Origin of the sequence: Collinsella tanakaei (assembly GCF_016900375.1) — a bacterium.
Classification (GTDB): Bacteria; Actinomycetota; Coriobacteriia; order Coriobacteriales; family Coriobacteriaceae; genus Collinsella.
Window position 1 is genome coordinate 24,678 of sequence record NZ_JACJKB010000007.1, and the last position, 18,716, is coordinate 43,393.

The 18,716-nt window shown below is 65.6% G+C and carries 18 protein-coding genes; 1 reads left to right on the forward strand and 17 read right to left on the reverse strand.

Translation table 11 applies throughout. The features are described from left to right. Window positions 1-229: 229 nt before the first annotated feature. From H6A16_RS05740 to H6A16_RS05790, 11 genes are all read right to left on the reverse strand, one after another. Window positions 230-1,114: an ATP-binding cassette domain-containing protein gene (locus H6A16_RS05740; RefSeq protein ID WP_204617008.1), complete on the reverse strand. Its 885-nt coding sequence runs from the start codon at window positions 1,112-1,114 to the stop codon at window positions 230-232. Continuing rightward, the gene (locus H6A16_RS05745; RefSeq protein WP_204617010.1) at window positions 1,115-1,963 is read right to left on the reverse strand and encodes an alpha-D-ribose 1-methylphosphonate 5-phosphate C-P-lyase PhnJ; all 849 of its coding nucleotides are present in this window, start codon (window positions 1,961-1,963) and stop codon (window positions 1,115-1,117) included. Continuing rightward, complete coding sequence (locus H6A16_RS05750; protein WP_204617013.1) at window positions 1,956-3,086, reverse strand: carbon-phosphorus lyase complex subunit PhnI; 1,131 nt, start codon at window positions 3,084-3,086, stop codon at window positions 1,956-1,958. The genes H6A16_RS05745 and H6A16_RS05750 overlap by 8 nt, the downstream gene beginning before the upstream one ends. Further along, complete coding sequence (gene phnH, locus H6A16_RS05755) at window positions 3,074-3,793, reverse strand: phosphonate C-P lyase system protein PhnH (protein ID WP_204617015.1); 720 nt, start codon at window positions 3,791-3,793, stop codon at window positions 3,074-3,076. The genes H6A16_RS05750 and phnH overlap by 13 nt, the downstream gene beginning before the upstream one ends. Beyond that, window positions 3,790-4,251 carry a phosphonate C-P lyase system protein PhnG gene (gene phnG / locus H6A16_RS05760; RefSeq protein WP_204617018.1) on the reverse strand — a complete coding sequence of 154 codons (462 nt, stop codon included), beginning with the start codon at window positions 4,249-4,251 and terminating at the stop codon, window positions 3,790-3,792. The genes phnH and phnG overlap by 4 nt, the downstream gene beginning before the upstream one ends. Window positions 4,252-4,364: 113 nt before the next feature. After that, window positions 4,365-5,243: a PhnE/PtxC family ABC transporter permease gene (locus H6A16_RS05765; RefSeq protein WP_204617020.1), complete on the reverse strand. Its 879-nt coding sequence runs from the start codon at window positions 5,241-5,243 to the stop codon at window positions 4,365-4,367. After that, window positions 5,243-6,076, reverse strand: coding sequence for a PhnE/PtxC family ABC transporter permease (locus H6A16_RS05770; RefSeq protein WP_204617022.1), 834 nt, complete (start codon window positions 6,074-6,076; stop codon window positions 5,243-5,245). The genes H6A16_RS05765 and H6A16_RS05770 overlap by 1 nt, the downstream gene beginning before the upstream one ends. Next, entirely contained in the window at window positions 6,073-6,945 is an 873-nt protein-coding gene (gene phnC, locus H6A16_RS05775) for a phosphonate ABC transporter ATP-binding protein (RefSeq protein ID WP_342589719.1), read from the reverse strand. Before phnC ends, H6A16_RS05770 begins: the two co-directional genes overlap by 4 nt. An 80-nt stretch (window positions 6,946-7,025) precedes the next feature. Further along, the gene (locus H6A16_RS05780; protein WP_204617025.1) at window positions 7,026-8,138 is read right to left on the reverse strand and encodes a PhnD/SsuA/transferrin family substrate-binding protein; all 1,113 of its coding nucleotides are present in this window, start codon (window positions 8,136-8,138) and stop codon (window positions 7,026-7,028) included. A gap of 471 nt (window positions 8,139-8,609) precedes the next feature. Next, window positions 8,610-8,978, reverse strand: coding sequence for a hypothetical protein (locus tag H6A16_RS05785; RefSeq protein WP_204617028.1), 369 nt, complete (start codon window positions 8,976-8,978; stop codon window positions 8,610-8,612). Between the two features lie 66 nt (window positions 8,979-9,044). After that, a complete protein-coding gene (locus H6A16_RS05790) occupies window positions 9,045-9,980 on the reverse strand; it encodes a LysR family transcriptional regulator (protein ID WP_204617030.1) in 936 nt (311 codons plus the stop codon). A gap of 130 nt (window positions 9,981-10,110) precedes the next feature. Here H6A16_RS05790 and H6A16_RS05795 point away from each other — a divergent pair, with 130 nt between their 5' ends. Beyond that, window positions 10,111-11,532: a pyridoxal phosphate-dependent decarboxylase family protein gene (locus H6A16_RS05795; RefSeq protein ID WP_204617032.1), complete on the forward strand. Its 1,422-nt coding sequence runs from the start codon at window positions 10,111-10,113 to the stop codon at window positions 11,530-11,532. A 100-nt stretch (window positions 11,533-11,632) separates the two neighbouring features. Here H6A16_RS05795 and H6A16_RS05800 read toward each other — a convergent pair whose 3' ends face one another. The 6 genes from H6A16_RS05800 to H6A16_RS05825 all read right to left on the reverse strand — a co-directional run bounded on the left by H6A16_RS05800 (window position 11,633) and on the right by H6A16_RS05825 (window position 18,645). Further along, the gene (locus H6A16_RS05800) at window positions 11,633-12,682 is read right to left on the reverse strand and encodes a TatD family hydrolase (RefSeq protein ID WP_239458232.1); all 1,050 of its coding nucleotides are present in this window, start codon (window positions 12,680-12,682) and stop codon (window positions 11,633-11,635) included. Next, on the reverse strand, window positions 12,682-13,548 hold the full coding sequence (rsmA, locus tag H6A16_RS05805; RefSeq protein WP_204617035.1) for a 16S rRNA (adenine(1518)-N(6)/adenine(1519)-N(6))-dimethyltransferase RsmA: 867 nt from the start codon (window positions 13,546-13,548) through the stop codon (window positions 12,682-12,684). The genes H6A16_RS05800 and rsmA overlap by 1 nt, the downstream gene beginning before the upstream one ends. Window positions 13,549-13,899: 351 nt before the next feature. Continuing rightward, the gene (locus tag H6A16_RS05810; RefSeq protein ID WP_204617037.1) at window positions 13,900-14,682 is read right to left on the reverse strand and encodes a zinc ribbon domain-containing protein; all 783 of its coding nucleotides are present in this window, start codon (window positions 14,680-14,682) and stop codon (window positions 13,900-13,902) included. Between the two features lie 255 nt (window positions 14,683-14,937). Then, on the reverse strand, window positions 14,938-16,539 hold the full coding sequence (gene metG, locus H6A16_RS05815) for a methionine--tRNA ligase (RefSeq protein ID WP_204617039.1): 1,602 nt from the start codon (window positions 16,537-16,539) through the stop codon (window positions 14,938-14,940). 152 nt (window positions 16,540-16,691) lie between these two features. Next, entirely contained in the window at window positions 16,692-17,576 is an 885-nt protein-coding gene (rsmI, locus tag H6A16_RS05820; RefSeq protein WP_204617041.1) for a 16S rRNA (cytidine(1402)-2'-O)-methyltransferase, read from the reverse strand. Window positions 17,577-17,580: 4 nt separating this feature from the next. Beyond that, complete coding sequence (locus H6A16_RS05825) at window positions 17,581-18,645, reverse strand: glycoside hydrolase family 5 protein (protein WP_204617044.1); 1,065 nt, start codon at window positions 18,643-18,645, stop codon at window positions 17,581-17,583. Window positions 18,646-18,716: the final 71 nt, after the last annotated feature.

Below are 18,716 nucleotides of genomic sequence, written 5' to 3' on the forward strand. Positions count from 1 at the left end.
GGGATCGGTGACGGGTTTTCCAGGTGCCCGAGATTCGCCTGAAAGAGGAGGGCGCACGCCTTGCGTGCGGCGCCCGACGATTGAAGGCGAAGGTCGGGTGCCTGAGAAAACAACCCGGTAGCCCTAAAGGGTTTTCCAGGTGCCGCAGATTGCCCTGAAAGAGGAGGGCATAGGCCTTAAGGGCCATGCCCGACGATTGAAGGGCAAGGTGCGGTGCCTGGGAAAGCCGTCACAGCAAGGAATACACGAGTTCTTGGGTATACGCATGCTGCGGATCCTGCATGATCTGGTCGGTCAAGCCGTGCTCGATCACGCGGCCGTCCAGCATGACGACCGTACGGTCGGCCAGCAGGCGGATCACGCCCAGATCATGGCTGACCACAACCATCGACACGCCGAGGTCGCGACGCAGCTGTAGGATCAAGTCGAGCACGCGCGCCTGGACGGACAGGTCGAGACCCGTCGTCACCTCGTCCAAAAACAGCACGGGCGGCTCGTTGGAGAGCGCCTTGGCGATCTGGACGCGCTGCTGCATGCCGCCGGAAAACGCACGCGGGGGATCCTGCTTGCGGCGCAGGGGGATCTTCACGCGACCGAGCAGCTCCTCGCCCCGCTCGACCATGCGGTGCACATTGCGCCCGCCGGCGGCGATCTGCTTCTCGGCGATATTGGACAGGCTCGAGAAGTTCATGCGCAGGCCGAGGTAGGGGTTCTGATACACCATGCCGAAGATGCGGTCGCGGATGAATCGCTGCTGCTGGCGGGAAACGGTAAAGCAGTTGGCCACGCCGCCGTCGTAGGCAGCCACGTTCATGGTTCCCTCGGTGGGATCCTGGTCGAAGTACAGGCACTGCATGAGGGTCGACTTGCCCGAACCGGACTCGCCCACGATGCCCAGGATCTCGCCGGGATGCACCTCGAGCGAAACGTTCCGAACGGCATGGACCGTGCCGCACACCGGACAGATATTGCGCTCGAGCTTGGCCTCGGGATCGGCGCAGTAGGAGCATCCCGCTCCGAAGCGCTTGGAAAGCCCCGTCACCTTGAGCACGGGGGCGTCGTCGCGAAACACGTGCTCGACGGGCACGGGAGCGCTCTTGGAATCCATCATCATCTACTCCTCCCCCTGCTCGCCGGAGACGCGCTGCGCGCAGTAGTCGGTATCGGAACACTGCCAGACCTGCTCGCCGGTCACAGGGTCCACGGTCTGGGTGAGGTAGACGCCTGTCGCTCCGCACACGTGGCAGCATGCGCCCTCGAACTCCTCGGTCACGAAGGGGTAGTCGTCGAAGGCAAGCGATTCGACGCGCGTATAGGGCGGCACGGCGTAGATCTTCTTCTCGCGGCCTGCACCCAAAAGCGTCAGGTTGTCGGCCATGTTGAGGCGCGCGTTGTCGTAGCGCGGGATGGGGCTCGGCGCCATGACGTAGCGGCCTCCGACCATCACGGGATGGTCGGCGCCGGTCGTCGTGGTCCCGTACCGCACGATCTGCTCGAACAGCTCCAGGTAGGCGCCGGTATACTCGGCCTCAGCGTGCAGACGGCGGGTCACGGTCTCGCGCGGCTCGTAGGTACGAAGGGGCTCGGGCGTGGGCACCTGCAGGACGAGCAGCTGGTCGCGGGTGAGCGGCCGCTCGGGAATGCGGTGGCGGCTCTGGATCAGGGTGGCATCCTGGGTGCGCGTCGTGGTGTCCACGCCGGTCGTCTCGTGCACGAGCCCTCGGATAGACACGGCGTTCACGCTCGCATCCGATCCCTGGTCGATAACCTTCAGCACGTCATCGGGGCCGATGCACGACAGGGTCAGCTGCAGGCCGCCCGTACCCCAGCCGCGACCGATAGGCATCTCGCGGCTTGCAAAGGGCACCTGATAGCCCGGGATGGCGACGCCCTTCAGAATCGCGCGGCGGATCTCGCGCTTGGAGCCCTCGTCCAAGAAGGCGAAGTTATAGTTCTTACGCATCCGCCTCATCCTCCTTCTCGGCCATGGAGCGCAGCGCGGAATCGAGCTTGCTCTGGAACGTCACGTAGTGCGGAAGCTTGAGATGGCTGATGAAGCCCGTGGCCTCGACCCCGTCGATGTGGTAGAGCACGAACTCCTGATCCTGCGTGGGGAAGCGCACGTCGTCGGCGCGCAGCGAGTGATCGAGCACGCTCATGGCGATCGCCTTGCTCTCGTCGGAACCCACAACCAAGCCGTAGCCCACGTCGAGCGCCGAACGATGGGCGCCGTCCTCGTCGACCTCGTCGGCAACGATCAGGCTCTCGACCTCCGTCACGGGGATGGAACCCAGGTAGTAGGCGTCATCCTCGGACGCGTCGGCGCCGGCGCCCGGAGCGTCGACCGTCACGGCAACCGTGCCACGGCGCAGCTCTCCCACCGTGGGGTGCGACAGACCGAAGCCGCGAATCGCCGCATAGCCGATGGCGATGACCGCCTGCGTGAGGCCGCGCGAGAGCGCCTGCAGGATCACGCTTCGCGGCGCAGGAAACGACAACGGGGTCTTGGTGATGTCGACCGGCTCGGTATCGTCAAGCGGGTAGTCGCGCACCATATCGATCGAGCGCAGGTAGGTGAGCACGCGCGGCACGCGGTCGAGGACACCGGCAGGCGTCTCGACCGCCGATGCATCGAGGCTCGCCTCGAGCTCGCGCAGACGGTCGCGCACGTCAGCGGTCGTCTCGTCTGCCAGCTCGAACTCGATAAGGCGATGCGCGTAGTCGCGCGTGGCGCCGAGAATCTGGCCGCCCTCGATATCCTTGAAGGCAGCGGAGATGCGGCGGTCGACGTGCATCTCGTTCGTATCGATCACGCGCGAGGTGTAGAGGCGCTCGAGCGTGGAGCGGTAGGCGCGCATGAGGAAGACGGCCTCCTCGACCGACCCGCACGCCTGCTTGACGGCGACGGCGGCGACCTCCGGAGCCCAAAGGGACCCCTCGGACTGAACCTGGCACACCAGCTCGGGCAGGCAGGACAGGACGGTATCGACATCGACGGAGCGCCCGCCCGCGACGCGCCTGCGCTCGTTCAGGTCGAGCGATGCGGAGATGGCCTGCTCACCGCCGGTCACGGCTACATATCCCATGAGGCGCCCCCTTTCCTATCGGCGCGCATGCCCACTTCCAGCGAGGCGGCATGCGTCGTGCGCGGCAGACACAGAACATGACCTGCGCCATCGACGAACACGAGGTCGATGCCGCAGGGGAACTCGTCGGCGCGGGCGTCGCGAGCCTGCATGACATCGGTGCGATCGAGCTCGATGCGCACGGTCGTGCGGATACCCGGGCCGGAAAGCTCCCACAAGCCAACCGCGGAAGCGCCCGCCACCGCTCCGGTGCGCACGCCCGCGCGGTCGACGCCCACAAGCGTGTCGCAGCCGACAATGCAGGTGGCGCCGCGATGGGGGTCAAGCAGCGTTCCCGGCGAAAGCTCGCGCACGAAGCCGCGCGCGGCATCGCCGCGCACCGTGGTCGGCACGAAGGCGAACGCCGCCTCACCTGCCGCGCAGGCGGTCGCGTGCGTGCGGCGCGCGAGCACCGCGGCAGCCCGGTCGCCCTCATCGCCGGCGACGGCGACGGTGGTCGCCGCATCCAGCAGCACGTCGGCGAGGGCGAGCGCGGGCTCGGTCAGGCCAGAAGCCGCCGCATCGAGGGGGTCGCCCTGGATATCGCGCGTCACCTCGACGACCTCGCCGGGGCGCGCCATGGCGTCCAGCAGGGAGCGGAAGGTGCGCTGCAGGTAGAACGCGCGCGCATCGGCAGCGTCGTCGCGCGCGAAGATCTCGTCCGTCATTTGACCACCGCCTGCACGCTCATATCCTGACCGCCCATCTCGTCGAAGCTCACGCGCGATCCCATGATCCGCGCGTTCTCGCGAGCGCGCTCGCGCTCGAGCTGGTTACCGGCCGCCTCGATGCGCCGCTCGACCTCGTCGATCACCGCGGGCGCGGGCCCGATCGCATAGGCTGCATCGATCACCGCGAGGCTGCGGGCAAGCTCGTCGTCTGCGCCGAGCACCACGCCGAGCCCCTCCACGTCACCGATGCGGACGCGGCACTCGCTCATGAGCGCTTCGCCCAAGTAGAACCGGCTGTTGCGCGCGGTCTCGCGCACCTGGTTCATCACGAGCCCCTGACGTGGGGGGACCACGACGCGTACCGGAAGCTCCGCCTCGATGGCGCGCGCCAGATCGTGCGCGAGCGCAGCGGGGCTCTCCACGAGGATCTCGGTCCTCGCCCTTCTGGACATCATTTCTTTCTCCTCTTACCTCTACTTCTTTTTATGACAGTGGGCCCCGTCCTAGCTGTCATATGACAGGTAGGACGGGGCCCACTGTCATGGTTTTGCTGTTTTCGCTGGTGGCGCTAATCGTTCAGGATGTAGCGCTTGCGCAGGCGCACGCTCACGAACTCGAGCACGAAAGCGACGATCAGGCACACGTAGACGATCACGCCCACCTCGTGCAGGTTGTAGTAGCGGCTGCCCGCCTGGTACAGCTGGAACCCGATGCCGCCCGCTCCGGCGAAGGCACCCACCGCCACCGCGTTGGTGAAGTTGATCTCCAGACGGATGAACGTCCACGACAGGAGCTTGGTGATGGTCGCGGGCGTCACAGCCTGGAAGACAACCTGCCAAAAGCTCGCGCCGGATGCGCGCAGGGCCTCGATCACACCCTCATCGATCTCCTCGAAGCTCTCCGAATAGCTCTTGGTGAGGTAGGCAATCGAGTGGAACGAGATTCCCAGCACCGCCGCCTCAGAGCCCAATCCGATAGCAACCGTGAACACCAGCACCCAAAGGATGGTCGGAATGGAGCGGATGATGGCCACGAAGCCCTTCACGACGTTGGAGGCAACGGGGCTCGACAGGTTCTGCGCGGCGACAAGCGCCAGGAAGAACGACACGATGGCCGAAAGCACCGTGCAGATGGCGGTAACGGCCACGGTGACCACGGCGCTCTCGATAACCGTCTGCCACGTGAAGTGCCCGGCACCGAACGGCGGGTCGAGCGCAGGCTGGAACATCATGGCGCCGAAATCGGCCAGCGCCTGGCGGGTCGCGGCCAGCAGGTCGACCGTGCCATAGCCCATGCGGACGAAGGTCACGACGGTGAGCGCGCAGAGCACCAGCAGCGTGATCTGCACGGACAGATTGCGCTCCCGCGCAGAGGTGAGGCGAATCCGCCCGCGGGCATCGCGCTCGAGCGTGCCTGCGGTCCCCTTGGTGAGACTTGCGGTCGTCATCAGATCATCGACCTCCTCGCGATATTCGAGATAGCCTCGATCGCCAGCACGAACACGATGGTCACGATGATGACGAGCCCGGCCGTGTCGTAGCGAAACGACGTGTAGTACAGGTTGAACACGAAGCCGATGCCCGTGCCCGTGAGCAGGCCGATGAGCGTCGCCGAGCGGATGTTGGTCTCCACCATATAGAGCATCCAGCTCATGAGGTCGGCAACCGCAAGCGGCAGACCCGCCTGGAAGACCACCTGCCAATACGACGCCCCGCAGCTGCGCAGCGCCTCGACGGGCCCTGCGGGAATCTCGTCGAACGTGTCGAGGAAGAAGCGCATGAGCTGGCCGAACGTGGTCAAAAAGAGCGCTAGGAACCCGGTGAACTCATTCTGCTTGAACGAGAGCAGAAGCAGCAGCGCCCAAGCGATCATCGGGATGTTGCGGAAGATGCTCGCCACCGCGCGAATCGCGCCGCGCACGGGGGCGCACTCGACTCCGATGGAGGTCGAACCCATCACCGAGAAGACGATGCCGCAGACGGCGGCGATCACCGTAGCCGCCACGGAATCGAGCGCGGTCGAGACCGTCTGCTCGATCACCATCGGCAGGTTGGCGAGCGACTCGACCGTCGGGATGAAGTTCTGGAGCATCCATGCGAAGGCGGCGGGGATGGAACCGAGCGCATAGCCGAGGCTGAAATTGCAGATCAGCGAACACAGCTCGAAGACCACGACCACCGCGACGATACCCGCGATGGTGCGCAGCTGACGGCGACGGAACCACGAGAGGTCCGGCGCCTGGCGCGGGGCACCGCCCGCAACGGCCTGCCCGGCACTCATTGCGCGCCCCCGACGGCGCCCGCGCCCGCGAGCGGGGCGGCTCCGGCAACATCGGCATCCACTGCACCCACCGTCACATCGACGACCTCATCCATCTGGCCCTCATAGATGCCGCGGATGACCTCGGGCGTCGCCTGCTCCGGCGTGCCCTCGAAGACCTTCTCGCCGGCGCGCAGGCCGATGATGCGGTCGGAGTACTCGAGCGCGAAATCCACCTGGTGCAGGTTGACGATGCAGGTGATGCCGCGCTGGCGCGTCAGGCGGCGGAGGATCTCCATCACCATGCGGGAGCTCTTGGGGTCGAGGCTTGCGATGGGCTCATCGCACAGCATGATCTTGGGCTCCTGCATGAGCGAGCGCGCGATGCCCACGCGCTGCTTCTGGCCGCCGGAGAGCTGGTCGGCGCGGCGGTAGGCGAACTCGCCGAGCCCCACCTCGTCGAGCAGCTCGAAGGCGCGCAGCTTCTCCTCCTCCGTGTACAGGCCAAGGCTGCCCGCCAGCGCGTTCTTGTAACCCAAGCGTCCATGCAGCACGTTCTGGATCGCCGTCAGGCGATACACCAGGTTGTAGTTCTGGAAAATCATCGCGATCTCGCGATGCACCTCGCGCAGGCCGCTGCGGCCGAGGTGCGTGATGTCGCGCCCGGCGAAGGTGATAGCGCCCTCCGTGGGCTCGATCAGGCGATTGATGCTGCGCAGCAGCGTCGACTTGCCGGCACCGCTCGGGCCGATCACCGTGATGAACTCGCCGGCATCGGCAGTGAAGCTCACGCCGGACAGCGCGCTCGCCGTCCCCTCGCCCGCACCGCGTCGGCGCGCCTCGTAACTCTTTCCCAGATCACGAATATCCAGCAGATGCGTTCCGTTCACGCTCGTCCACCTTTCTTGCTTAAAACCGATAGAGCCCCGCGGACGAACAGGCGCCCACGGGGCAAGAAGGGATATCCGCGTTAGGCGAGGGCGCGAATCGGGTCGTACCACTCGTCGTCAACCGCGATGAAGCCGGCGGTGTCGCCACGGCTCCAGATGGCACCGGTGCCCTCGGCATCCTCGGGCGCGAACAGCTGCTCGTTGTCGGAGACCTCGGCGGAGGTCATGCCCTCGAGGATCTTGTCCTTGATGTCCTCGGGCAGCACGTCGGCGTTGTAGACGATCGGGCCGTTCAGCACCGGCGTGGACTGGATGATGCCGAACTCCTTGCCCTGGACGCGATCGAAGGGCTGCGCCGCGCCCTCGGCCACGCCGTAGACGGCGCCCGGCTGGTTCACGGCATCGCGCTCGCCCTCGGGCACGGCGAGGTACATGTCGACATCGATATCGTCGAAGGCGGCGACGTCGGCATCGCCCTGCAGCAGGTTCACGCAGGAGCCGGGGTGCGAATTGCCGAACAGCACCTGCGAGAAGAAGCCGGGCTGAGCGAGCTCGTCGGTAGAGGACACCTCGTCGGGGAACTCGGTCATGATGGCGTTGCAGGGAACCTTGAAGCCAGAGGTGGAGGTCTGCGACACAAAGCTCATGCGCTTGCCCTTGATGTTCTTGATGGAGTAGCCGGTCTCGCTCTCGGGGTCCTCATACTCGCCCATCTGGTCGGCGGGCACGGCGATGCGGCTGTAGTACTTCGCGCCGTCGAGCGTGCCCTCGGTGTCGGAGGTGGTGAACAGCGCGTGCACGTTCTCGTTCTTCTCCTGGGCCTGGATGTAGCCCTCGGCGCCGAGGTTCGCCATCTGCGCCCTGCCCGAGGCGATGGCCTCGATGGCGACGTTGTAGTCGGTCGTGGTCATGAGCTCGACCTCGATGCCCGCGTACTCGGACAGGACTCGGCCGAACTCCTCGCGGCCCGCGTCGAACTCGGCGGCGGACTCGTTGGGCAGCCACACCATCGTGATCTTGTCGAGCGCGGCGTCGGTGGAAGCGCCGGTCGAGCCGGAATCGGTCGCAGCGCCGCCCTTGCCGGCATCGGTGCTGCCGCAGCCCGCAAGGCCGAGGCCGGCCGCGATGGCGCTCGCGCCAAAGAGGCCGAGGAAGGAACGGCGGGACAGCTGGGTATCGGTGAGCTTATGCACTTCAATTCTCCTCTCGGATGCCGGACCGCTCGTCCGGCACATGTCTTCACGCGCTTTGCGCGCTTACTTGACAACCGGGGGAGATGGTAGGAAACGGCGGCAACGCGCCTGCGCGTCATGTGCGATTCGTTGCAGTGCGCTGACCGAGCCTTACCGCTTCTCGGGGCAAGCGTTGATGCGTGCTTTGCACGGGGCCGCGACGGTCACGTTTTGCGGCGTTTTCGGTAAAGAGATGCCGTGTGCCGCCCCGTCCGGTAAGGGGATGCGCAAGTCGTTATCGATTGCCGTGCGTGTTTGTTCGGAAACTGTCAGCTCTGTCTTGGCACGGTCGGCAGCATGTAAACGTTGATGCAGGAGGCCAGCATGCCTTCCCGTCGAGACGAAGCAGCGGGGTGCACCGTTCGCCCATGGCAAAGGCGGCGCCCCGTGCTGGGGACGCCGCCTTTCGATGTCGCTTTTGGATCGAACCGTCTATTTCCGACGGCGCTTCTTCTTTTTCGTGGACGACGGAGTTGTCTGCTGCTGGTCCTGCTGCTGCTCGGCGCGGCGCTTCTTGGTGAGCTTGCCCGCCTGCACGCGCGCGACCACCAGCAAGAAGAACGTCAGCGCGTAGAACGCGTAGGCGACATAGCGCGCTCCGCTCTCGAGCAACTCGATTCCCGTGAAGCCGCCGAAGTACGAGATCACGTTGCACGCGATGCCCGCGGCAAGCGATATGAACATGGCCTTGGCCGCAGGAAGCGAGAACAGGATGTCGTTATCCACCGAGCGCGGTTTCGCCTTGGCGCGCTCCGCCTCCTTGGCGGCGCGGATCTTGTCGACATTGCTCTTCTTGCTCATGGCAGGGTACCTCCGTTGTCCGTCGGGAACAGCCAGGCGCCGCAGGTGCAGGCAGATGGCATCCCCTTAAACACCGTATTGTCCCACAGCAGAGCCATCGGAGGTGTTCGCGAAATGCTCCTGCAGGAGCGTCACGAATGCGCCCACCGAGGGTGCAAGCAGCTTTTCCCGGTGCACAAACAGCTGGCTCCACATGTGCACGCGCTGCATGCCGTCGACCTTGAGCTCGACGAGCTCACCGGCGCGCAGGGCGGACGCCACCGAGAACCGTGGCAGGAACGCCACGCCGACGCCGCGTTTCGCCAGATGCACCAGCGTATCGGTATTGCCCGTCTCGACCACGGGATGCAGCTGCTCGTCGCGCTCGGCGAGCTGCCGCTCGAGCTCGAAGCGATAGCTCTCGCCGCGCTCGGTCAGCACAAGGGGGATATCGGGCAGGCGCATCATGTCCAGAGGGCCAAGGTGCGCGGCGAGCTCGGGCGCGCACGCGAACACGATGTCCTCCTCGCGCAGCAGCGTGCGCGCGAGCCCCCGTTCGCTCACCTGTCGGTCCATGGTCACCAGCATATCGAGGCGGTTGGCACGAACGCCCTCGACGAGCTGTTCCCGGCGCGCCGTCTTCAGCACCAGCTCGACATGGGGATACTGCTTGTGGAAGCGTACGAGCAGATCGGGCAGCACCGCCGTGGAAAGCGATTCCACGCTGCCGATCCTGAGGGTGCCAACCATCCCGGCGTCCCTTCCGTCGCCCACGCGCACCGACGCCTGGGCGCGATCAATCACGCCGGCCACCTCCTGGGCATGGAAGGCGAAGGCGCGGCCCTGGTCGGTGAGCTGCGCGCCGCGCGGCAGGCGGTCGAAAAGCCGTGCCCCGAGCTCTCGCTCGAGCTGCTTGACCTGCATCGTCACCGCCGATTGCGAGTACCCGAGCCGCTCGGCGGCGCGCGAGAAGCTTCCGAGCTCCGCCACCTTGAGGAAGGTCTCGATCTGCCGAAGTTCCATGGCGCATTATCCCCTTGTACCTTGTGGTATCTGATTTATTGAATCATATATCAGAACATTGAATTTTACACATGGTTAGCCCCGTGCGAGCATGGGTGCCGTCAGATGACGCCTGCGAAAGGAGAATCCCATGTACGCAAAGGGAATGGCCACCGAGCCCGATGTCGAGCTCGCCGCCGTGCGATTCGTCTGCGAGCTGTTCGCGCGCAACCGGCACCTTTCCGAGGGGCCTGTCGTCTGCGAGGCTCCCGAGGACACGCTCGAGGCCATCCGCCGTCAGGGCATCCCCGCTCAGGGGCGCGATCTGGACGATGTCGTCGCCGAGATGGAGCACGACGTCATCGGCTACGGCTACAACGCCGACCACGCGCGCTTCCTGGGCTTCGTACCCGGCCCCACCTCGGCGATCTCGTGGCTGGGCGACGTCATCGCCGCGGGCTACAACCGCCACGCCGGCAGCTTCGCCAACTATCCCGCAGGCCTTGCCGCCGAGGACACCCTGCTCGCATGGTGCGCCGCCAAGGCGGGCTTTCCCGCCGACACCGCGGGCGGCCTCTTCGTATCGGGTGGCTCCATGGCCAATCTGACCGCCCTCGCCGCGGCGCGCGACGCCATGCTGGCAGCCGAGGACTGGGGACGCGGCGTCGCGTACGTATCCGATCAGACGCACAGCTCCGTGGCAAAGGGCCTGCACATCATCGGCATCCCGCGCGAGCACGTGCACGCCATCCCCTGCGACGACGCCTGGCGCATGGACATCGACGCACTGGAGGCCGCCATCGAGGCCGACCGCGCTGCCGGTCTGATCCCGTTTGCCGTCGTGGGCACGGCGGGCAGCACCAACACCGGTTCGGTCGATCCGCTGCGCGAGATCGCCCGTGTCTGCCATGAGCAGCACCTGTGGATGCACGTGGACGGAGCCTTCGGCGCGAGCGTCCTCATCACCCGCTACCGCGATATGCTCGACGGCGTCGAGCTTGCCGATTCGCTGTCGTGGGATGCGCATAAATGGCTGTTCCAAACGTACTCGTGCGGCATGGTGCTTCTGCGCGACCGCAAGCACCTGCTGGCAACCTACAGCACGCACCCCGAGTACCTGAAGGACCTGAAGGACCGCGATGACCTGGTGAATTCCTGGGACCTCGGCCCTGAGCTCACGCGCCCCGCGCGCGGCCTGAAGCTCTGGTTCACGCTGCAGGCCATGGGTTCTGAGGGCCTGGCGGAGGCAGTCGAGCACGGCTTCACGCTGGCGCGCTGGGCAGAGGACGAGGCGCGCAAGAACCCGGATATCGAGATCGTATCGCCCGCCCAGATGGCCATGCTGAACTTCCGCTACGCGCCCGCAGGCCTGAGCGAACAGGAACTCGACGAGCTGAACCTCGAGATATCGCGCCGCATCGTGGCAAGCGGCTATGCCGGCGTGTTCACCACCGAGCTCGACGGCAAGAAGGTCCTGCGCATCTGCGCCATCCATCCCGAAGCGAAGGAAGCCGACATGCGCGGCACGATCCAGCAGCTGAACGCCTACTGCGCCGAAGTACTCGCAAAGTGAAAGTTTGGGGACAGGCCCCACACTTTCATGCTCGGACGGTTGTGACGCAAATGGGCTCAAATGCGTCACAACTGTCCGGGTAGGATGCCCAGCCTCGGTCTCACCTCGAGAAGAGGCGACAGGAGTTTTCCCAGGCGGCGCGCAGGATGTCCTCGGCGCGCTCTCCGGTGCGTGCAGCGCGGTCGGCTGCGAGCAGCTGCACCGTCTGGCAGATCATCGCCGGCTCGCACTCCAGGCCGCGGATGGGCTCGGGCGCCATGTAGGGGCAGTCGGTCTCGAACAGGATGCGGTCGAGCGGCGTGGCGGCAAAGGCCTCGCGCACCTCGTCGTTGCGGGAAAAGGTCGCCGCACCGCCATAGGCGATATAGCAGCCCAGCTCGCAAAAGCGCTCCGCCGTGGCGCGGTCTTCGCCGAAGCAGTGGAGCACGCAGCCCGCCGCGGGTACGCCCACCTCGCGCAGCACGCGATAGGCGTCCATATGGGACGAGCGCTCCTCGTCGGTATCCTCGTGGCGCAGGTGAAGCTCGACCGGCAGGTTGCGCTCGCAGGCGAGCTCCAGCTGCCGGGACATCGCGCGAATCTGGATATCATGCGGCGCCGCCTCGATGTTGTCGTCTGCATCGAAGTGATAGTCGAGGCCAATCTCGCCAACGCCGATGCACAGCGGGCCGTCGAGCGCCTCGGCAACAAGGGAATGCACCTCGTCGGTGTATTTCGGCGCGCCATACGGGTGAACGCCCGCCAGATAGCGAACATGGTCGAAGAGCTCGGGCGCGGCAACATCCGAATCCACCGCTCCCGCTTCGGCCCCGCTCTCAAACAGGTCCCGCGCCTCGGCAACCCAGCCCACGAGCAGCTCGTGAAAGGCTTCCGCCGATGCAGCGTGGCGAGCGTCGGCCAGCGGATCCCAGATAGTCGTCAGCTGCGCCACGCCCGCGGCGGCAGCGCGCGCGAGCGCCGACACCGGATCGACCTTCCAGAAACTCATCAGGTGCGCATGCGTATCGGCCACCGGCGTGCACAGCGTCGGCAGTTCGAACACCTTGCTCTTCTTCATCCACGCCAAACTCAAGCGCAGCATCGGCGAGACCTGCTCGCCTGCAGCCGCCTGCGCCAGCGCGATCTGGCCGGAAGGCCCCTTCTTTGCCATTACGCCTCGCTCTCGGGCGCCTCGAGCGCCATCGCCAAACGGATGAACTCGTCCACACCGAGCGTCTCGGCGCGCGCCGTCGGCGAGATGCCGCAGGCATCGAAGGCCGCATCGAGCGCCGTCTTGTCGAACCCGGACGACGACATGGAATTGCGGATGGTTTTACGGCGCTGTGCGAAGGCGGCGTCGATCACGCGCGCGATCGCCTCCGGCTCGATGCCGCCCATCTCGACTTCCACGCGGTCGAGGCGCACGACCGCCGAATCCACGTGCGGCGCGGGCATGAAGCAACGCGGCGGCACCTCGAAGCGGCCGGCCACCTTGGCATACAGGCCGAGTTTCGCCGTGTAGCCGCCGTACACCTTGGTGCCCGGATGCGCCGCGATGCGGTCGGCGACCTCCTTCTGAACCATGACGACGGCCGTCTGCAGCGCGGGCATGGTCTGGAAGAACTGCAGGATGATCGTCGCGGCAACGTTATAGGGGAGATTCGCCACGAGCACCGTGGGCTCGCCCCCGGCGGCATCGGCAACCTCCGACGGCTCCACCTTCAGGGCATCGCCCATGATGTAGCGAAAGTTGTCGTGCTCCAGCGCATGGGTCTCGAGCACCGGCTCGAGCGTGGCGTCGGCCTCGATGGAGACCACGCGCGCGGCCTCCTGCAGCAGGGCGAGCGTAAGCGTGCCGATACCGGGTCCGACCTCGACCACGCGCTCCGTGCCGTCGAGCGCCGCGAGGTCCATGATCTTCTCGATCACATGGTTGTCGATCAGGAAGTTCTGGCCCAGCCGATGCTTGGTGGCCAAGCCGTAATCTTCGAGCAGCCCGCGCGTCGCGCCGGGATTCGCCAAGGGCGAGGTGGTCATGTCGCCTCCGCTTGCTGTGATGTCGTCAATTCCTCGGAGCCATTATCGCCTACGGCACGCGCGCTCGCAAAAGCTCGACGAACAGACCGCCAACGCAGGGGGATGCGAGGCGCAGCCCATCGCAGCGGCCCACATTGCCGCAAACCGCAGGGCGCGGCAGCAGCCTGCAGCCCGAAAAAGCGGTAATCCGGTACCGAATGGCCGATCGCCACCGCCAGAGCCAGGGTTCCGGTCAAGTAGTGCCAGATGATCAAAGGGCCCTGCCGCGACGCGGGTCAAAGCCGGATACCCACGAAAAGGACGGCGCGATCGCCATCGCACCGCCCCCATCACCGCAAGCGCCGCCGCAAGTTAGCAGCAGAAGATATGCGCGCGCTTATCGAAGTACTTCTTGTTCAGGTAGAGGAACAGCGCCGTCATCGCCCCACCGGCAACAACGGGAAACAGCGCCAGGATCTCCAAGCCGAATCCGAACGAGAGCGTCAGCACCAGCGTGTGCACCGTCGATATGACGAAACTCAACAGGTAGAGCATCATGAAGTGCAAAGGTGCGAAGCGCCGCTGATGCGCGAGCTCCTGGCGCACGTAGACGGTCGCCACGCCGACCAGCACCGTCAGGGCCCCGAAGATGATGTCGACGATCTGCATGCCGTCCATAAAGACGTAGTAGAGATCGGTGAGCGCCCCGTACTGGCTGCCGAGCACGCTCGTTATGCCGAACCAAAAGCTGCCCAGCGCGGAGACCCACATCAGAAACATGATGTTGAACGTGTACCACTTGAGCGGCAACTCGACGCCGGCGGAAGCACGGTGCACGCCGAGCACGCGATCGGCAACCCGCTGCGCCGGTACCGACCACGCATCGAGCGCCCTCTGGAACGACGAAAGCGATGCCGCGAAGGAAGCCGAGGCGCTCCTTGATCCGCCCGCCGCGAACGACGGGCCGCCCGCCGCATACGAGGGCCCTCCCGACGGATACGCAGCCCCTCCCGCCGCATAGGAACCAGCTGCCGCTCCTCCCCTTCCCGCGTGCGCGCCATACGGTCCGCCGACCGGCTGGGCCGCCCCACAGTGCTGGCAATACGCCTGTCCTTCCCCCACGGGGCTTCCGCAACGTGTGCATACCGAAGACATAAGAACCGCCTTTCCATCGGAAGATGCCGGCGCACCGGCCTTTACCCCACGATAGAAAGCAACCTCATCGTCACCCGCGGAAATCCCAGAATCCCCTGCACGACCCTACGGGGTTCGGCCCCCTATCCGACCAGCTTGTTCGATACGGGAACGACAATCCCAAAATCGCCTTGAACCGGCCCGGTTTTGCATGAAAAACGCCGCATCGGCCCCAGGGACCGATGCGGCGTCGCGCAAATATGGAGAAAAACCCGCTTACTTCTCGTCAACAAGACGCGGGAAGAGGGCGTCGCCCTTCTCGACCGGCTGGCCGCCGGCAAGGCCGCCCCATGCGCAAACGGCAGCGAGGTCGTCGGTCGCGGCCTCATCGGCGCACGAGATGCGGCGCAGCGCCTCGGCGCTCGTGGTGGGCATAAAGGGCGCGAGCAGGTGCGCGGAGATGCGGATGGCCTCGAGCAGGTTGTAGATCACGCTCGCGAGCTCATCGGAGCGCGCCGGGTCCTTGGCGAGCGTCCAGGGCTCGGAATCCTCGATGTAGTGGTTGGCAGCGTGGATGAGCTCCATGACCTCGCCGGCAGCCTCGCCGTAGGCGAAGGCGCCCATCTTGGCCGCATAGCGGTCGACCAGGCCCTCGGCGATCTTCGCCAGCGGGTTGTCGCCGAGCGTCTCGGGCTTGGCGGGCGCGCAGCCATCGAAGTACTTGGCGCTCATGTTGAGCGAGCGGGACACGAGGTTGCCCCAGCTGTTGGCCAAATCGGCGTTGTAGACCTGCTTCATACGGCCGAAGGAGATGGCGCCGTCGGAGCCGGGCACCACGTCGGTCATGAAGTAGTAGCGATAGCCCTCGACGCCCATGAGATCGATGACCTCGCGCGGGGCGATGGCGTTGCCGCGCGACTTGGACATCTTCTCGGCCTTGCCGGTCTCCTCGTTGCGCACGGTCAGGAAACCGTGGGCGAAGACGTGCTCGGGCAGAGCCTCGCCGATGGCCATGAGCATCGCAGGCCAGATCACGCAGTGGAAGCGGATGATGTCCTTGCCCACGATATGGGTCTGCGCAGGCCAGCGGTACGCGAGCTCCTCGCGGGCCTCAGGCGTATCCACGCCGTAGCCCACCGCGGTCATATAGTTAAGCAGGGCGTCGAACCACACGTAGGTCACGTGGCCGTCGTCGAACGGCAGCGGGATACCCCAGTCGAAGGTGTTGCGCGATACGGACAGATCCTGCAGGCCGCCCTCGACGAAGGTGCGCACCTCGTTCATGCGGAACGCCGGCTGCACGAAATCGGGGTGCTCGTCATAGAGCTTGAGCAGGCGATCCTGGAACGCGGAAAGCTTGAAGAACCAGCTCTCCTCCTGGATGCGCTCGAGCGGACGGTCGCAGTCGGGGCACAGGTGCGCGCCCTTGGTGCCGCGCGCCTCGTCGGCCTTCTCGACCTGCGTCTCGGTGAAGTAGGTCTCATCGGGCACGCAGTACCAGCCGTCGTAGCTGCCCTTGTAGATGTAGCCGGCCTCCTTCATGCGCTCCCACAGGTACTGGACCGCATGCTTCTGACGCTCCTCGGTGGTACGGATGAAGTCGTCGTTGGAGATCTCGAGCTCCTCCCACAGCGCGTGGAACAGCGGCGCCTGGGAATCGCACCACTCCTGCGGGGTCATGCCGTGCTTCTCGGCAGCCTCGGCAACCTTCTGGCCGTGCTCGTCCATACCCGTCAGGAACTTGACGTCATAGCCCATGGAGCGACGGAAACGCGCCTGGACGTCGGCCATGATCGTGGAGTACGCCGTGCCCAGGTGCGGGGCGGCGTTCACGTAGTAGATGGGCGTGGTGATGTAATAGGAGGGCTTTGTGCTCATGATGCGCAGACCTTTCCTTGAAACATGCTTCGATTCACAGTCAACCTGCCATTCTAGCGCAACCGACCTCATGGCCTCATTGGGGACGTAGCCAAAAGGTGCCATTTGCTCAGCTTGGCACCTTTTGGCTACGTCCCCAATGAGGCCATGGCTCAGCCCTGCAGGCGGAGGACCAGGTCGTAGACCTCGCGCTTGCGGCGGGAGTATTGCTGGGAGAGGCGCTTGGCGATGGCGGAGGCGGGCTCGCCCGCAGCGAGCGCATCGCGGATATCGCGCTCGAGCGCTGCCGCGGGATCTTCTGCGGCATCGGCGCCCATCATGGCGCGCAGGCGGTCGAGCTCGCCTTCGGCGGGCGGAGCGACCACGATCACGATCTCGCCCCGCAGCTCCTCGCGCTCGCGGATGCGCTCGGCGAGACGCGGAGCCACATCGCGCACGACCTCCTCATGCAGCTTGGTGAGCTCACGGCACAAAGCGACCATACGCTGCGGAAACACCGTTGCGATGGCATCGAGCGACGCTGCGGCGCGATGGGGCGACTCGTAAAACAGCAGCGCACCGGGGACCGCCGCCAGCTCCTGGAGCCGACGCACGCGCTCGCCCTGCTTGCGCGGCAAAAAGCCCTCGAAGAAGAAGTGATCGCACGAGATGCCGCTCGACACGAGCGCCGTCACGCACGCAGACGGTCCGGGGATGACCTCGACCGGAGCGCCGGCTTCGCGCGCGGCATCGACGAGCAGCTGCCCCGGATCCGACACGCTCGGCATACCCGCGTCCGACGCGAACGCGATGGTCTCGCCCGAAAGCACGCGCTCGACGATCTCGGCTGCACGCGAGGCGATCACGTTCTCGTCGCAGCGGATAAGCGGACGCGACACCTCGAGGTGCGCAAGCAACTTCGCGGTAACCCGCGTGTCCTCGCAGCAGATGGCGTCGGCGGCTCGGAACGCCTCGGCGGCCCGCGGCGTCAGGTCGCCGAGGTTGCCGATAGGCGTTCCCACGATGTACAGGCGACCGGCGGTCGCGGCGGCTCCCATGGCGCTAGTCGATCATCGCGCGCTCGAGCGGGGCGAGCGCCACGCGCGCGTCCCACGCGGGAATGCGCTTCTCGGTCTTCCACGTCTGGAAATACCAGCCTGCCGCATCGGCAAAGCTTGCGAGCTCGCTCGAGATGAACACACGCTCGTAGGCATCGCGACCCTCGGGCGTCACCGTCGAGCTCGAGAGAACCGCCGCGGCAGACCACTCGCCGATAAGCACGGGGAACCCGCAGGAGCGAGCCGTCTTGATGAGCGAGCGGTTGCGAGCCACGGCCTGCGAGATACCCTGCGGCGACGTGATGTCGATGGCGCGGTCGTCACGGTAGTGGTACAGATGCAGGTCCATGTAGACGTTTTGGTACTTGTCGCCGCTCATGAAGCGCTTCCACAACTCGGGATGGCCCGATGCGGAGAACACGACGAGCTTGTCGTCGTCCATATGCGCGCGAATCAGCTCGTAGGCATCGCGGTAGAAATTGCGCAGGTAGTGGCTGGGAATGCCCTCGGTCATATTGAAGAGACCCCGACGGACGCTCATGATCGGAGAATCGAGCAGCTCGATGCCGAGCAGCCCCTCGCGCGAGCCGTAGCGCTCGGCGAGCCTGTCGAGCACATCCAGCGCCACCGCGCGACCGTTGGTGCTGGAATGCCAGTCGGCCGCAGACTCGGGCGTCGTAGCGCTCTCGTTGGAATCGCCTTGGCCGCCCGGCACCGTCGCCAAGTCGAGCAGCACCGTCATGTGGTACTTCTCCGCCCACTCGATGGCGCGATCGACATAGTCCACCACGGGGATGTAGGCGAGCGAGTCTCCCTGCGAGCCGAACACGTACCAGGGAACAGGCAGGCGAACCGAGTTGAATCCGATGGCCGACATACGGCTGAAGTCGAATTCGGTGATAAACGTCTCGTAGTGCTGACGCAGGCGCTCGTTGTACACCGCCGAGCCGAGCGCCTGCTGGAGCTCGACCTCGTTGGAGGCGCCGGTCGCCGCAAACAGCGAGGGCGTGACCCAGGGCTCAGGGATGAACCATCCGGAAAGATTGACGCCGCGGATTCTCTCTGCCATGACGAACCACCTCGCAAAGCGAAAATGAAAGTTTGGGGCCTGTCCCCAAACTTTCAAGAATGAAAAAGCGC

Bases quoted from the DNA above. Each gene is read 5' to 3' on its own strand.
- H6A16_RS05740 (WP_204617008.1), bottom strand. From the start codon at position 1,114: ATGATGATGGATTCCAAGAGCGCTCCCGTGCCCGTCGAGCACGTGTTT.
- H6A16_RS05745 (WP_204617010.1), bottom strand. From the start codon at position 1,963: ATGCGTAAGAACTATAACTTCGCCTTCTTGGACGAGGGCTCCAAGCGC.
- H6A16_RS05750 (WP_204617013.1), bottom strand. From the start codon at position 3,086: ATGGGATATGTAGCCGTGACCGGCGGTGAGCAGGCCATCTCCGCATCG.
- phnH (WP_204617015.1), bottom strand. From the start codon at position 3,793: ATGACGGACGAGATCTTCGCGCGCGACGACGCTGCCGATGCGCGCGCG.
- phnG (WP_204617018.1), bottom strand. From the start codon at position 4,251: ATGATGTCCAGAAGGGCGAGGACCGAGATCCTCGTGGAGAGCCCCGCT.
- H6A16_RS05765 (WP_204617020.1), bottom strand. From the start codon at position 5,243: ATGACGACCGCAAGTCTCACCAAGGGGACCGCAGGCACGCTCGAGCGC.
- H6A16_RS05770 (WP_204617022.1), bottom strand. From the start codon at position 6,076: ATGAGTGCCGGGCAGGCCGTTGCGGGCGGTGCCCCGCGCCAGGCGCCG.
- H6A16_RS05785 (WP_204617028.1), bottom strand. From the start codon at position 8,978: ATGAGCAAGAAGAGCAATGTCGACAAGATCCGCGCCGCCAAGGAGGCG.
- H6A16_RS05790 (WP_204617030.1), bottom strand. From the start codon at position 9,980: ATGGAACTTCGGCAGATCGAGACCTTCCTCAAGGTGGCGGAGCTCGGA.
- H6A16_RS05795 (WP_204617032.1), top strand. From the start codon at position 10,111: ATGTACGCAAAGGGAATGGCCACCGAGCCCGATGTCGAGCTCGCCGCC.
- H6A16_RS05800 (WP_239458232.1), bottom strand. From the start codon at position 12,682: ATGGCAAAGAAGGGGCCTTCCGGCCAGATCGCGCTGGCGCAGGCGGCT.
- rsmA (WP_204617035.1), bottom strand. From the start codon at position 13,548: ATGACCACCTCGCCCTTGGCGAATCCCGGCGCGACGCGCGGGCTGCTC.
- H6A16_RS05810 (WP_204617037.1), bottom strand. From the start codon at position 14,682: ATGTCTTCGGTATGCACACGTTGCGGAAGCCCCGTGGGGGAAGGACAG.
- metG (WP_204617039.1), bottom strand. From the start codon at position 16,539: ATGAGCACAAAGCCCTCCTATTACATCACCACGCCCATCTACTACGTG.
- rsmI (WP_204617041.1), bottom strand. From the start codon at position 17,576: ATGGGAGCCGCCGCGACCGCCGGTCGCCTGTACATCGTGGGAACGCCT.
- H6A16_RS05825 (WP_204617044.1), bottom strand. From the start codon at position 18,645: ATGGCAGAGAGAATCCGCGGCGTCAATCTTTCCGGATGGTTCATCCCT.